The sequence below is a fragment of the Curtobacterium sp. AC273 genome (assembly GCF_979253735.1).
Genome location: NZ_CEEDDU010000005.1, coordinates 150,436 through 163,166, shown reverse-complemented (window position 1 = coordinate 163,166; position 12,731 = coordinate 150,436). Strand labels below are relative to the sequence as shown.

The window sequence follows — 12,731 nt, the reverse complement described above, 5'->3', positions numbered from 1 at the left end:
CGCCTCGTTGAAACGTTCTGATGGACCCATGATCGGGCGCCACCGCGCGGCACTCTTCGCCACGTCGACGATGACCGGGTTCGGGATCGCGTCGTGGATCACCCGCACACCCGCGGTCCGTGACGAACTCGGCGCGTCGATCGAGGCGATGGGCTTCGTCCTGCTCGGGCTGTCGATCGGGTCGATGATCGGGATCCTCGGCGCCGGCACCCTCGTGCGGCGGCTCGGCACCCGGCCGCTCATCGTCCTCGGTGGAGCGCTGCCGGTCACCGGGATGCTGCTGGTCGCGCTGCTCACGCCCGCGCAGTCACCCGTCGGCGTGTGGGCGGGCCTGTTCCTGATCGGCTTCGGGTCCGGCGTCGCCGAAATCGGCCTCAACGTCGAGGCCGCAGCGGTCGAGCGACAGCTCTCCCGCCCGGTGGTGCCGATGCTGCACGCCTGCTTCAGCCTCGGCACCGTGATCGGCGGAGTCGTGGGCATCGCCCTCACCGCGGTCCGGACACCCGTCCTCGTGCACCTGCTCATCGCGACGGTGGTGATGGCCGGGCTCGCGACCTTCGCGGCGACCAACCTCCGCCCGCTCCCCCGCACGACCCCCGCCGAGCCGTCCGACGTCGCCGCCGCCACGCCCCGGCTCCGCGCCGTCATCACGGTGCAGGTCCTGCTCATCGCGGTGATCACCCTGGCGATGGCCTTCGCCGAGGGGGCGGCGAGCGACTGGCTCCCCCTCCTCATGACGACCGACCACGACGCCCCGGAGGTCACCGGCTCCCTGGTCTTCACCGGGTTCGCCCTCGCGATGTTCGTCGGACGCTCGGCAGGGTCGCCGCTCGTGGCCCGGTTCGGTCGGGCCCCCGTCATCAGGGTGTGCGCGATCGTCGGGGTCGTCGGAGTGCTGCTCGTCGTCGTGTCGCCCAGCCCGTGGCTCACCGCGGCCGCCGCCGGCGTGTGGGGTCTCGGGATCGCCCTGGGCTTCCCGCTCGCGATCTCGGCCGCCGGCGACCACCCCACCGACGGCGACCGGCGGGTGTCCGTCGTGGCGACCGCGGGCTACATCGCGTTCCTGGCCGGGCCGCCCGCGCTCGGCTTCCTCGGCGAGCACCTCGGCCTGCAGACCGCGATGCTCGTGCCCGCCGCGCTGCTCGTCGTCGCGCTGCTGGCGGCGCCGGCCACCCGCGGTCGGGCCCACACGGAGACCGCGCGCACGACGGTGGGCACCTGACGACCGGTTGCCGCGCGGACGCTGGTATGGCAGTATTGCGAGTGCAGACCCCCCCGCGGTACCGCGGATCAGGGGGTCTCGCTGTTTCTCTGGCGCTGCCCTGTGCCGACGAACTGCGACTGATCGGCGAGGTCGAGCGGCGCGCGGTTCGGATCACGGACGGACAGGTAGCGGTCGTACCAGCCCCATGCGAACTCGTGCCGCGACGGTCGCTCGACCGACGTGTACGCGCTCCACGCGACGAGGTCTGCGATCTGCACGAACTGCGACTGTGCCGAGTCGGTCATCACCGGGTCCTCGATGACTCGCCGGTCGCGGAGCTCGAGGGCTCGATGCGCCGTTCGGTAACTGTGATCGGTGCCGTTCCCGTCGACGAACACGAGCGCGAGCCCACTTTCGGCCGCCAGTTGCTCCTCCCAGCGGCCGACGAGCTTCCGGTAGACAGACGCTTTCGTCTCCTGGTCCGGATGCGGCGCGAATCGCTGGAAGACGGCCCCCAACGTCAGCCCCTCGAGCGAACCGATCTCTCCGAGCAACAGCCTTGCGACGTCCTGCCCGAAGTCCTTCCAGTAGACCCCGCCGCCATGGTGGTATCGGAGCGGAACGCGCTTCGAGACTCTTCCGCGCCCGTTCACGAGGTCGGTCGAGTGCAGTTCCGAGTCGACGTCGATGCCGTACTCCTGCTGCAGGAGCCTCCGTACGTCGAGCCAACGACCGAGGACCGCCGCCCATCGGTCCGGTGCGAAGTGCACCCAGCCGTACACGCACAAGCCTGACGACTGATGACCGGAGTCATCCACGTAGATGAGTCGGGAGAGCGGATCGGGCACGCGGCGAGTGTACGAACGTCGGCCCCCGGAATCGGACTTGTCCACATGTCGGATGCAAAGGCGGATCGCGGACATGATTCGCGCGACCGTGCCCCGTCCACCAGGATGAACCCGTGCTCGTCTCCATCGTCTACATGAGCCGCGCGGTCGTCCCCTTCGACGACGCCGCGCTCGCCGAGCTGCTGCGCGAAGCACGGCTCCGGAACGAGGCGCTCGGCGTCTCGGGCATCCTGCTGGCCAAGGACGGCCGCTTCATGCAGCTGCTCGAGGGTCCCGCGTTCAGCGTCGACGACCGGTTCCAGGTGATCGCGAAGGACCGCCGCCACGGCGAGGTGAAGTCACTCATCCGCGAGGACATCGAGCGCCGCCGGTTCGACGGCTGGTCGATGGCGTACCGCTCGCTCGACGATGCGGACGTCGCGGCCGAGGAGGGCTTCAGCCCGTTCCTGTCCGACACCGTGGACTTCCCGCGGTCGTTCGACCGCACGACCGCGGCGTGGCTCCTCAAGTGGTTCCGCGACCGCGAACTCCGCGACGTCTGAACCCGGCACGCCGGAGCCCGAACGCAGGCGAGCGTGAGCTCAGCCGCGCCCGAACGCCAGGCTCTCCTCGACGATCCCGACCACCACGGCGAGCTCGTCCTCGTCGCGCGGCCCGTACACCATGAACTCGGTCCCGAAGTCGGCGTAGCCGTGCGGCTCCGCCCAGCCCGACGCCATCAGCTCCCGGCCCCGCTCCGGCGGCAGCACGAGGTGCACGCTCGTGTCGTCCACGCCGTGCAGGTGGACGGGTTCGAGCCGACGCCCCGGCGCGAGGGAGCGTTCCGGCGCCGACTCGACCTCGCGGTCGGTGGTGAAGACCGCACGCGAGCTCGCCGGTGAGACCTGGCTGTGCCCCTCGACGACATCGGGCAGCGCGAACACCGCGGCCACGAGTCGCCCCCACATCTCGGGCGGTGCGAGCTGGTCGACCTGACGGTGCGGCCCCTCCACCGAGGTCGTGGGCACCGTTCCTGCACGAGGCTTCGTCATGTCGACAGTCTGCCGCGGATGCGCCGGGTCACGGCGACGACACCGCTCACGACGAGCAGCACCAGGCCGAGGCCGCCCACCGCGAGTCCGAAGAGCGCGAGGATCCCGCCGCCGATGTTCGCTCCGCCGCCGTCGTCCACCGTGACGAACAGGGACCACAACGCGACCGAGACGGCGACGAAGCCGACGGTGACGAGGACCGTGGCGACCGTGGTCAGCACGCGGGCTGTGCTCCGCGCACCGTCGGGGAGGCTCATGTCCTCAGTCTGCCGGGGCGAACGCCTCGTCCGCGACCCCGAGCAGGCGCTCACGGTGCCGTGGATCGGCGGTCGCCGCGAGCACGACGTGCCACATGGTCCCGACGCGCTGGTGCAGGTCGGCTCGACCGGTCCGGACGTCGGACACGAGCTGCACCCCCGTGAAGTACGGCACGAGCGTCGCGCCGAGCTGCTCGGCGGTCAGTTCCGTCCGGAGCTCGCCGCTGGCGACGGCGAGCCGGAACACGTCGACGATGCCGGCGATCCACTGTTCGTAGAAGCTGACGGTCGCCGCCGCGAACTCGCCGCGCTCGAGTGACAGCCGGATGCCGGCGCGCACGATCGGGTCGGTGCGGAGCAGGTCGGCGATGCCCTTCGACGCGGCGATGAGCGCTGCCGTCGGCGAGGTGTCGGCGTGGCTCACGACGTCGAACGTGCGGGCGTTCTGCTCGTCGATGACGGCGAGCGCCATCGCGAGCTTGGTCGGGAAGTGGAAGTGCAGGGCGCCCTGCGAGACGCCCGCGGTGCGGGCGATGCCCGCGACGGTCGCGGCGGCGTACCCGGCGCGGTCGAACTCCTCGGCCGCGGCCACCAGGATCAGCGCACGTCGTTCCACGGTTCCAGTCTCACTGACGGGAGGCGCGGTGCGGGCCGCACCGCGCCTCCAGTCCGAGGGTGGTCGCGTCGGCGACGCGACGGACGGGGTCAGGCGGCGTGCCGGGCCAGGCTGACGCGCTCCTGCGGGACGTCCAGCAGGTCGCGGCCGCGGAACCAGCGGAGGAGCCAGTCGGCGGGCGTTCCTGCCAGGCCGGTCGGCAGACCGGAGCGCTCCGTCAGGAACGTGCTGAAGCCGGGTTCCTCGCGGACCTCGGCGTCCGACGGGTTGCCGAAGGCCATCGCCCAGCCGTCGAAGCGGCGAGCGTCGATCGGTTCGCGCGAGAGCGACTTGACCTCGCGGTGGCGCGGGTCGCGTTCGATGGCGGCGAAGCGGTCCTCGACGCTCCACGCGGGCCCCTCGAGGACCTGCATGAAGCGGCCGCCCTTGGCGAGGAGCAGGCCGGAGACGCCGAGCGCCTCGTTGCGGAGCCGCGCCTCGCGCAGCATGTCGACCAGCTGGTCGTCGGTCAGGTCGTCCACGGCGACGGACATGTACACGAGTGATTCGAGGGAGGTCATCCCCGCCAGTCTGGGCCGAGCCCCGACGCCGATCAACGCGTCGTCCGCACACCGCACCGGTGCTCGCGGTGTGCGGACGATCCGCGGCGCTCGTCAGGTGAGCGCGAGCAGGTTGTTGACCTCCTCGTTGATCCCGGTGAGCGTCCGGATCGACTTGCCGTTCGCGTAGACGTCGTCGAACGCGGGCTGCAGCAACGCCTGCACGTCGGCCGGGTTCTTCGTCACCGGGAACAGGAAGGTGGTCTGCTCCTCCACCTGCCGGGTGAACGCGGAGACGTCGAGCCCGCGCTCCCGGAACGAGGCGACGGCGGCCTCGGTGCCGGCGGGACGTGCCGGGAACACGATGCCGGCCTTGCCGACGATCTCCTGCGCGGTGTCGCTGCCGAGGAACGCGACCCACTTGGCGGCTGCCTCGGGGTTCTTCGCCTGCTTCGTGATCGAGTCGCCGAGCCCGTTGAACATGGAGGCGCGGTGGCCGATCGGCCCGACCGGCGTCGGCGCGAGGGCGATGTCGAGGTCCTTCATGTTCAGGTACGAGCCGATCATCCACGAGCCGTTGAACGACAGCGCGCACTTGCCGGCACCGAGCTGCACCTCCGGACCTGTGGTGGTGGAGAACACCCCGTACTTCGCCATGTAGCCCTTCTCGGCGAGTCCGTAGTACCAGGCGAGGGTGTCCTGCACGACCTTCTCGTCGTAGCGGAACTTGTCGCCCCACGGGTTCTCGTTCGTGTAGAACCAGTCGGTCGACCCGGTGAAGGGCGACCACTGCGTCTGCCCGAACCCGTCGCCGCCGGAGCCGTTCGACGAGATGCCGTAGACCGCGACGTCGTGCTTGTCGAAGCCGGGCTCGTCCCCGCGGCGACCCTTGCCGTCGACGGTCAGGTGCGCGAGCATCCGTTCGAACGACCCGCCGTCGTCCGGGTTCCACTCGAGCGCGGCGAGTTCCGCGTCGGAGACCCCGGCCTTCGCCATCGACTTCTTGTCGTAGAACATCGCGATGGTGTCCCAGTCCTTCGGTGACCCGTACCGGTGGCCGTCCTTGCCCTTCCAGAGCGCGGCGAGCCCGGACTGGTAGTCGTCGTCGCGGATGCCCTTGGTGGCCTCGAGCTCGTCGAGCTTGTACAGGACGTCGAGGTCGGAGTACTGCGGGAACTTCGTCAAGTGGTCGGTGAAGACGTCGGGCGCGGTGCCGGCGATGAACCCGGCGGTGAGCTTCGTCCAGTAGTCGTTCCACCCGAGCTGCGTGATCTTCACGGTGATGTCGGGGTGCTCCTGGTGGAACGCCTCGGCGACCGCCTGGTACGCGGGCAACTGGTTGGAGTCCCACAGCCAGTAGCTCACGGTCGTGGCACCGCTCCGCGACGCCGTGCCGGTCCCCGGCTCGGCGAGGAGCACGCGGCGAGCGCACCGAGGGCGAGGGCGGAGGCACCGCCGGCGAAGAGTGCACGGCGGGAGAGTTCGTTCGTCATGGTGTCGTCCTGTCCGACCCGGGTCACTTGATCCCGGAGAAACCGATGGAGTTGACGATGCGCTTGGCGAAGAGGCCGAACAGCACGATCATCGGGAGCGCCGCCACCAGGGTCGCGGCCATCAGGCCCGCCCAGTCGGTGCCGGACTGCGGGGTCTGCGACTTGAAGACGCCGAGCGCGACCGTCAGCACGCGCGAGCTGTCGGTGTACGAGACCATGAGCGGCCAGAAGTAGTCGTTCCAGCTGGTGATGTACGTCAGCACGGCGAGGGTCGCGATCGGTGCCGCGGCCATCGGGATGACCAGGCGGAAGAACACCCGGATCTTCCCGGCGCCGTCGATGAGTGCGGCCTCCTCGACCTCCTTCGAGATGCCGAGGAAGAACTGCCGGAGGAAGAACACCGCGAACGGGGTCATGAACATCGTCGGCAGGGCGATGCCGAGCAGGTTGTCGACGAGGCCGAGCTGCTTGATCAGCGCGAAGTTCGGCAGCAGCGTGAAGATCGCGGGGACCATCAGCCCGGCGAGGAACACCGCGAAGACCTTGTCGCGACCGGGCCAGCGCAGCCGTGCGAAGGCGTAGGCGGCCGCGGCGGAGAAGAACACCTGGCCGACGGTGACCAGGGTCGAGACGACGACGGAGTTGCCGAGGTAGCGCCAGAAGTTCAGCGCTGCTCCGGAGCCGCCCTGCTCGAGGGCCTCCTTCGTGGACTGCAGCCCGAACACCCGCTCGAACCCGCCCAGGCTGAAGCCGACCGGCAGCAGCGAGGTGGGGTCGGAGTTGATGGCGCCGTTCGAGGACAGTGCGGTGCGGAGGATCCAGTAGAAGGGGAACAGGGTGATGACGATGACGGCGATCATCGCGATCCAGGCGAGGACGCGGCCGACCGAGGGACGACGGCGGTGGGCGGCCCCGGGCCGGGGCTGACGCTTCGTGGTGACGGAGCGGGTGAGGGTGGTGGTCATGATCGGAACGCTCCGTTCAGTCCAGGTCCGACTCACCCGAGCGGGTGAGGCGGTACTGGATGATCGTGATGATGCTGAGGACGACGAGGAGCGCGACCGACACCGCGGAGGCGTAGCCGAACTGGAACCGGCCGAAGGCCAGGTTGTAGATGTAGTTCTGCACGACGTTCGTGGCGTTCGCGGGACCGCCCTGCGTGGTGACGGCGACGGTGTCGAACACCTGGAAGGACCCGATCACGGTGATGATGAGCACGAGCGACAGGATCGGGCGGAGGAGCGGCACGGTGATCCGCCAGAACATCTTCCACTCGCTCGCACCGTCGATGCGTCCGGCTTCGTAGACGGTCTCGGGCAGGGACTGCAGCCCGGCGAAGATGAGGAGCGCCGTGTAGCCGACGTGTCGCCAGACGTTGATGAGCGCGATCGAGGGGATGCCCCAGACGTCGCTCTGCAGGAACGGGATGCGGTCGAGGCCGAGGGCGGCGAGCATCTCGTTGCCGATGCCGAGCTGCGTGTCGAGGATCCACAGCCAGACGAGCGCCGCGACGACGTTCGACACCAGGTAGGGCGCGAGGACGATGCCGCGCACGAAGGTCGACTTCGTCAGACGGTGCATCATCACGGCGATGAACAGCGCGACCACCGTCTGGATGACGATGTTGATGAGGACGTACTCGACGGTGACGACCATCGAGTGCCAGAAGATCGAGTCCTGCACGAGCCGCACGTAGTTCTGCAGACCGGTGAACTCGGGCGGGGTGAGCAGGTTGTACGAGGTGAAGCTGAGGTAGATCCCCCGGACGGTCGGCCACGCCAGGAAGACCGCGAACCCGATCGCCGCCGGGGCGATGAAGACCAGTGCGAGCCACAGGTCGTTCCTGGGTCGGCGTCGTGGGGAGGACGTCCGTGCACGGGCGAGCTCGGCGGACCGATCCCTCCGTGGGCGGGCGGTCGTCAGGGGTGACGACACGGGGCTCTCGGTGGCCATCGCGACTCCTTCGTCTGCGGTGGACTGACAAGCGGCAGTCCGTGAGCCGGGAATCTACACGTGGGGACACCTGGTGGCAAGGGTTTGTTCTCCCCCGGTATCCAGGGGTTGTCACGAGTAGACAACCGTGCGAGCATGGCCTGCGATCGCATCGGAGCGACCTGCTCGGCGACGCACACCACACCCCTGGAAAGGTCACTGATGATCTCTGTCGGAATGGTCGGCGCGGGCCAGTTCGCCCCCCAGTTCGCCAAGCTGTTCAAGCTGCACCCCGACGTGGACCGCGTCTTCGTCACCGACCTCGTCGACGACCGCGCGTCCGAGCTCGTCGAGTCGCAGCACCTCGACGGCACGTTCCCGGACTTCGACGCCGTGCTCGCCTCGGACGTCGACGCCGTCGCGATCTTCACCCAGCGATGGACCCACGGGCCGCTCGTCGTCAAGGCCCTCCGCGCCGGCAAGCACGTGTACTCGGCCGTGCCGATGGCGATCTCCGTCGACGAGATCCGCGACATCATCGAGGCCGTCCGCGAGACCGGCCTCACCTACATGATGGGCGAGACGAGCTACTACAACCCGGCGACGGTCTTCGCCCGCAAGCAGGTGGCCGACGGCGCCTTCGGCCGTGTCTTCTACTCCGAGGGCGACTACGTCCACGACATGGACCTCGGCTTCTACGCCGCGTACCAGTTCAGCGGCGGCGAGGACTGGAAGCGCACCGCCAGCTACCCGCCGATGCTCTACCCGACCCACTCGGTCGGCGGGGTCCTCGGCGCGATCCCCGGCCACGCCGTCAGCGTCAGCTGCATCGGCGTCAAGGACGACCGCGGCGACGGCGTCTTCGACAAGGACGTCAGCCAGTTCGACAACGACTTCTCGAACGCCACCGCCCTGTTCGAGCTCGACAACGGCGGGGTCATGCGCATCAACGAGATGCGCCGCGTGGAAGTACCCGTCGCACATCCGCGAGTCCCGCTTCCGCTACTTCGGCACCGAGGCGAGCTTCGAGCAGCTCGCCAAGGTCAGTGTCTGGCAGGACAAGGAGGACTCGCACGACATCAGCGACAAGATCAACACGCAGGCGACCATGGAGCTCGACGACCCGCGTCTCGCCGGCGTCGACCCCTCGCTCCGCGACGCGTTCGTCTCCGGCTACGCCGAGGTGCACGACACCGACCGCCTGCCGGCCGAGTACGCCGGCGTGCCGACCGGGCACGAGGGCAGCCACCAGTTCCTCGCCGACGACTTCGTCCGCGCGGTCGTCGACCGCACCCTGCCGCCGGTGAACGCCTGGACCGCCGCGCGCTTCACCCTGCCGGGGATCATCGCGCACCAGTCCGCGCTGCAGGGCGGCGTCCGCCTCGAGGTGCCGGACTTCGGCGACGCCCCTGAGCCGGCTGCGACGGGGTCCTCGTCTAGTATCGCGAGCGAGTAGCAAGTGGTGTTCGGGTGTCGGTCCGCACGGGCCGGCACCCGAACGCGGCTTCCGGACCCGACGAAAGTGGCTGACGTGACCGTCCCGACGAACCCGAGGGCGGTGACCCGCGCCGACGTCGCCCGCTACGCCGGCGTCAGCACCTCGGTCGTGAGCTACGTCGTGCACGACGGCCCACGCCCCGTCGCCACCGAGACGGCCGCCCGCGTCCGCGAGGCCATCCGCGTCCTCGGGTACCGCCCGAACGCCAGCGCACAGGCCCTCCGCACCGGATCGTCGAAGATGCTCGGCCTGATCGTCCCGGAGCTCGACAACCCCTTCTGGTCGGAGCTCGCCGTCGCCGTCACGCACGCGGCCGCCGCACGCGGGTACGACGTCCTGCTCGCGAACAGCGACGGTGACGCCACCCAGGAGCTCGACCGCCTGCGCACCCTGTCCGCCCGGCAGGTGGACGGCATCATCGTCACGAGCATCCTGACCCGGCCGGACCTGTCGCGGGTCACCGACCCGGGCATCCCGATGGTCCTGCTCAACACCTTCTTCGAGGTGCCGGACCACCCGAGCATCGGCGTGGACGCCCTGCGCGGCGCGTACGACGGCACGAGACACCTCGTCGAGCACGGGTACCGGTCGATCGGCCTGGTGATGGGCCACACGGGGTCGATGGAACTCCGCGAACAGGGCTGGATGCGTGCCCTCCGCGACGCTGGCCTGCCGGACGGACCGATCGTCCGCACGGACTTCAACCGCCGCGGCGGGTACGAGGCCGGCCTCCGCATGTTCGCCGACGAGAACCGCCCACGCGCCGTCTTCGTCAGCTCCGACATGCAGGCCGTCGGCGTCCTCCGCGCGCTCTGGGAACTGGGACTCTCCGCACCCGACGACGTCGCGGTCGTCTCCTTCGACGGTGCCGCCGAGGCGGACTACACCAACCCCCAGCTCACGACGGTCCGCCAGCCGATCGAGACGATGGCCGCGGCGGCCGTGGACCGGGTCCTCGGTCTGGACGCCGACAACCAGTGGCACCGCGACCTGGTGCCCGCCGAGCTGGTGCTCGGTGCGAGCTGCGGGTGCGACGCGCGTCGGTGACGTCCCCCACCTGTGGGCCTGGAGGCACGGTGCGGGCCCGCCCCGCGCCTCCAGGCCCCGGTCTGCCGTCGCTGCGACCGTCCGTCCGGTCAGTGCTGGACCGTCGCGGCCCCGTCCTGCCAGGCCACGGGGACCGGCTCGCCGGCTCGCCGGATCGCGTAGACGACGGCGCCGAGCTCGGGCGGCAGCGCCGGCTCGACCAGGGCGAAGCGCGGTCGCGCGTCCTCGCCGCGCTCGTCGGCGACGCGTGCGACGAACCGGCCCCGGAAGCCGTCGTCCGAGAACATCCCGCCCGAGGACGACACCGTGGTCGGCGCACCGTCCGGGTCGTCCCCGAGCACGTCCGCGACGACACGCACCTGCTCGACGAGTTCGTCGACGGCGTCGTCGAGGATCTCGGCGGCCACCGGGTCTCCCACCGCGGCGGCGGCGGTGACCACGCGCGACAGCGCGGCGACCGCGGCGCGACCGCCCTGCAGGTCCTGCATGACGAGACCGACGAGGTCCAGGTCCGCCACGATGCCGGTCCGTTCCCGCAGGAGCGCGTGCAACGGCGACCGCGGGAGCCGTCCGTCGGCCATCCGGCTGAAGGCGTTCAGGCCGCGGCGCGCCACCCAGTGCGCGGAACCCTCGTCGCCGATCAGTTCGCTCCAGCCGCCGACCCGGTGGGTGCGGTCGCCGCGTTCGCCGTAGGCCATCGACCCCGTGCCCGCGATGACGTTGATGCCGTCCCGACCGCCGAGGGAGCCCGCCCAGCCGGCGAGCATGTCGTTGCCGACGGTGTACCGGTCGTGGCCGAGGGCGGCGCCGGGCAGGGCGTCGAGCGCGCCGTCGGTGCTCGCGGACTCGCCGTGACCGGGGAGGCCGTAGAACGCGTGCGTGACGTCGTCGGCGGACCGCCCCGCCGAGGGTCAGGACCCGGCGGGTCCCGTCGGCGACGACGGTCGCCACCGCGTCGAGACCGTCGTCGAGCCAGGAGCACCCCGGCCCGCGCCACCGGGCGACGACCGTCCCGTCGCCGTCGGCGAGGACGACGGCGGTCTTGGTGCCGCCGCCGTCCAGGCCGAGGAACAGCGTCACGGCCGCGCTCCGTGCACGGCGTCGAGCGGGTGGATCACGACCCCCTGGACGACCCGGTTCACCGAGCCGTCCGGGAACGGGTTGTCCGGCGTGCAGCCGAGCCGCACCGAGGCCTGCAGCGCGAGGAGCTGCGCGACGGCGACGAGTGCGACGGCGCGCAGGCCGTCGTCGAGTCCCTCGGCCTCCGGGAAGGCGAGGTCGAGGTCCCCGTCGGCGGCGTCCTGCAGGCCGTCTGCGCCGACCACGACCACCTGGCCCGGCCGATCGGCACGGAGTTCGCGGACGATGTCGTCGTCGTACCGGCGCACCCTCGGGTCCGCCGAGCGGAGGACGACCACGACCGTCTCGTCGTCGAGCACCGCCTTCGGTCCGTGCCGGAACCCGAGCGGGGTGTCGTGGAACGCCGCGATGCCCCCAGCGGTGAGCTCCAGGGTCTTCAGCGCGCACTCCTCGGCGAGCCCGGCGAGCGCGCCGCCGCCCAGGTAGACCATCCGCCGGGGTGCCCGGTCGAGGATCCGGTGCAGGTCGTCCTCCGCGCGGAGGGCCCGCTCCCCGACGCGACGACCCGGTCGAGCGCGGCGGCGTCGGACGGCGAGAACGCCACGAGGGCGGCGAGCAGCATGCTGGAGAAGCTCGACGTCATCGCGAAGCCGGTGTCGTTCGTCTGCGGCGGCATCACGAGCACGAACGAGTCCGCGCGGTCGCGGTGCCCGACCGCCAGCGCCCCGGTCGGGTCGCACGTGACGACCAGGTGGTGGGCGACCGGGGCCAGGGCGTCCACGAGCTCCGTCGCCGCGGTGCTCTCCGGGGAGTTGCCGGACCGGGCGAACGACACCAGGAGGACGGGGACGTCCTCGGCGAGCACCGTCCGCGGGGCCGCGACGAGGTCGGTGCTCGCCACGGCGTCGAAGCGGCGACCGGTCCGTCCGCGCAGCGACTCCGCGGCGATGCGTCCGACGAAGGCCGACGTGCCCGCGCCGGTGAAGACCACGCGGGTGCGGGCGTCCTCGAGTGCCCGCCCCAGGAAGGCGTCGAGGTCCTCCCGCGCCCGGCCGAGGAGCACGGCGAGGTCCCGCCACGCCTGCGGTTGCTGGTGGATCTCGCCGAGGGTGGCGCTGGTGGGGATGGTGACGTCTGCGGTCACGGTCTTCCTTTCGGTGGTGGCGGGGCGGTTCGGCTCGCGGGC

General features: G+C 70.7%; 14 protein-coding genes and 2 pseudogenes. 4 read left to right on the top strand and 12 right to left on the bottom strand.

Annotated features, from left to right (window positions below; all coding sequences use genetic code 11):
* The first annotated feature begins 28 nt into the window (after nucleotides 1-28).
* Nucleotides 29-1,222, top strand: a complete 1,194-nt coding sequence (locus ACZ8AI_RS07885) for an MFS transporter (RefSeq protein WP_464857819.1) — start codon at nucleotides 29-31, stop codon at nucleotides 1,220-1,222.
* Between the two features lie 68 nt (nucleotides 1,223-1,290).
* Here the strand turns inward: ACZ8AI_RS07885 and ACZ8AI_RS07880 are convergent, their stop codons facing one another.
* Nucleotides 1,291-2,052 (bottom strand): DUF3800 domain-containing protein, encoded by a 762-nt coding sequence (locus ACZ8AI_RS07880; protein ID WP_464857817.1) that lies wholly within the window; start codon nucleotides 2,050-2,052, stop codon nucleotides 1,291-1,293.
* A 113-nt stretch (nucleotides 2,053-2,165) separates the two neighbouring features.
* Between ACZ8AI_RS07880 and ACZ8AI_RS07875 the strand changes: the two genes are divergently transcribed.
* Nucleotides 2,166-2,594, top strand: coding sequence for a BLUF domain-containing protein (locus tag ACZ8AI_RS07875; protein WP_083402567.1), 429 nt, complete (start codon nucleotides 2,166-2,168; stop codon nucleotides 2,592-2,594).
* Nucleotides 2,595-2,633: 39 nt separating this feature from the next.
* On the opposite strand, the gene ACZ8AI_RS07870 is transcribed toward ACZ8AI_RS07875, so the two are convergent.
* The 8 genes from ACZ8AI_RS07870 to ACZ8AI_RS07835 form a co-directional block, all read right to left on the bottom strand.
* The gene (locus tag ACZ8AI_RS07870) at nucleotides 2,634-3,083 is read right to left on the bottom strand and encodes a luciferase domain-containing protein (RefSeq protein ID WP_464857814.1); all 450 of its coding nucleotides are present in this window, start codon (nucleotides 3,081-3,083) and stop codon (nucleotides 2,634-2,636) included.
* Nucleotides 3,080-3,340, bottom strand: coding sequence for a hypothetical protein (locus ACZ8AI_RS07865; RefSeq protein WP_464857812.1), 261 nt, complete (start codon nucleotides 3,338-3,340; stop codon nucleotides 3,080-3,082). Before ACZ8AI_RS07865 ends, ACZ8AI_RS07870 begins: the two co-directional genes overlap by 4 nt.
* 4 nt (nucleotides 3,341-3,344) lie before the next feature.
* Nucleotides 3,345-3,956: a ScbR family autoregulator-binding transcription factor gene (locus tag ACZ8AI_RS07860; protein WP_464857810.1), complete on the bottom strand. Its 612-nt coding sequence runs from the start codon at nucleotides 3,954-3,956 to the stop codon at nucleotides 3,345-3,347.
* An 89-nt stretch (nucleotides 3,957-4,045) separates the two neighbouring features.
* A complete protein-coding gene (locus tag ACZ8AI_RS07855) occupies nucleotides 4,046-4,516 on the bottom strand; it encodes a BLUF domain-containing protein (RefSeq protein ID WP_071290819.1) in 471 nt (156 codons plus the stop codon).
* Nucleotides 4,517-4,609: 93 nt separating this feature from the next.
* The gene (locus ACZ8AI_RS07850; RefSeq protein WP_464857807.1) at nucleotides 4,610-5,860 is read right to left on the bottom strand and encodes an ABC transporter substrate-binding protein; all 1,251 of its coding nucleotides are present in this window, start codon (nucleotides 5,858-5,860) and stop codon (nucleotides 4,610-4,612) included.
* Complete coding sequence (locus ACZ8AI_RS07845; protein WP_464857805.1) at nucleotides 5,857-5,988, bottom strand: hypothetical protein; 132 nt, start codon at nucleotides 5,986-5,988, stop codon at nucleotides 5,857-5,859. The genes ACZ8AI_RS07850 and ACZ8AI_RS07845 overlap by 4 nt, the downstream gene beginning before the upstream one ends.
* 23 nt (nucleotides 5,989-6,011) lie before the next feature.
* Nucleotides 6,012-6,953: a carbohydrate ABC transporter permease gene (locus ACZ8AI_RS07840; protein WP_071290818.1), complete on the bottom strand. Its 942-nt coding sequence runs from the start codon at nucleotides 6,951-6,953 to the stop codon at nucleotides 6,012-6,014.
* Nucleotides 6,954-6,969: 16 nt separating this feature from the next.
* On the bottom strand, nucleotides 6,970-7,941 hold the full coding sequence (locus ACZ8AI_RS07835; protein WP_254785899.1) for a carbohydrate ABC transporter permease: 972 nt from the start codon (nucleotides 7,939-7,941) through the stop codon (nucleotides 6,970-6,972).
* Between the two features lie 201 nt (nucleotides 7,942-8,142).
* Here ACZ8AI_RS07835 and ACZ8AI_RS07830 point away from each other — a divergent pair.
* Together ACZ8AI_RS07830 and ACZ8AI_RS07825 are read left to right on the top strand one after the other, a co-directional pair.
* Nucleotides 8,143-9,376, top strand: a pseudogene (locus ACZ8AI_RS07830) (Gfo/Idh/MocA family protein).
* Between the two features lie 66 nt (nucleotides 9,377-9,442).
* Complete coding sequence (locus ACZ8AI_RS07825; protein WP_071290816.1) at nucleotides 9,443-10,465, top strand: LacI family DNA-binding transcriptional regulator; 1,023 nt, start codon at nucleotides 9,443-9,445, stop codon at nucleotides 10,463-10,465.
* A gap of 89 nt (nucleotides 10,466-10,554) precedes the next feature.
* Here ACZ8AI_RS07825 and ACZ8AI_RS07820 read toward each other — a convergent pair.
* The 3 genes and pseudogenes from ACZ8AI_RS07820 to ACZ8AI_RS07810 form a co-directional block, all read right to left on the bottom strand.
* Nucleotides 10,555-11,358: pseudogene (locus ACZ8AI_RS07820) on the bottom strand (BadF/BadG/BcrA/BcrD ATPase family protein); the annotation flags it as partial.
* A 183-nt stretch (nucleotides 11,359-11,541) separates the two neighbouring features.
* On the bottom strand, nucleotides 11,542-12,036 hold the full coding sequence (locus tag ACZ8AI_RS07815; protein WP_464857801.1) for a phosphoheptose isomerase family protein: 495 nt from the start codon (nucleotides 12,034-12,036) through the stop codon (nucleotides 11,542-11,544).
* Nucleotides 11,982-12,689 (bottom strand): SIS domain-containing protein, encoded by a 708-nt coding sequence (locus tag ACZ8AI_RS07810; protein WP_464857799.1) that lies wholly within the window; start codon nucleotides 12,687-12,689, stop codon nucleotides 11,982-11,984. Before ACZ8AI_RS07810 ends, ACZ8AI_RS07815 begins: the two co-directional genes overlap by 55 nt.
* Nucleotides 12,690-12,731: the final 42 nt, after the last annotated feature.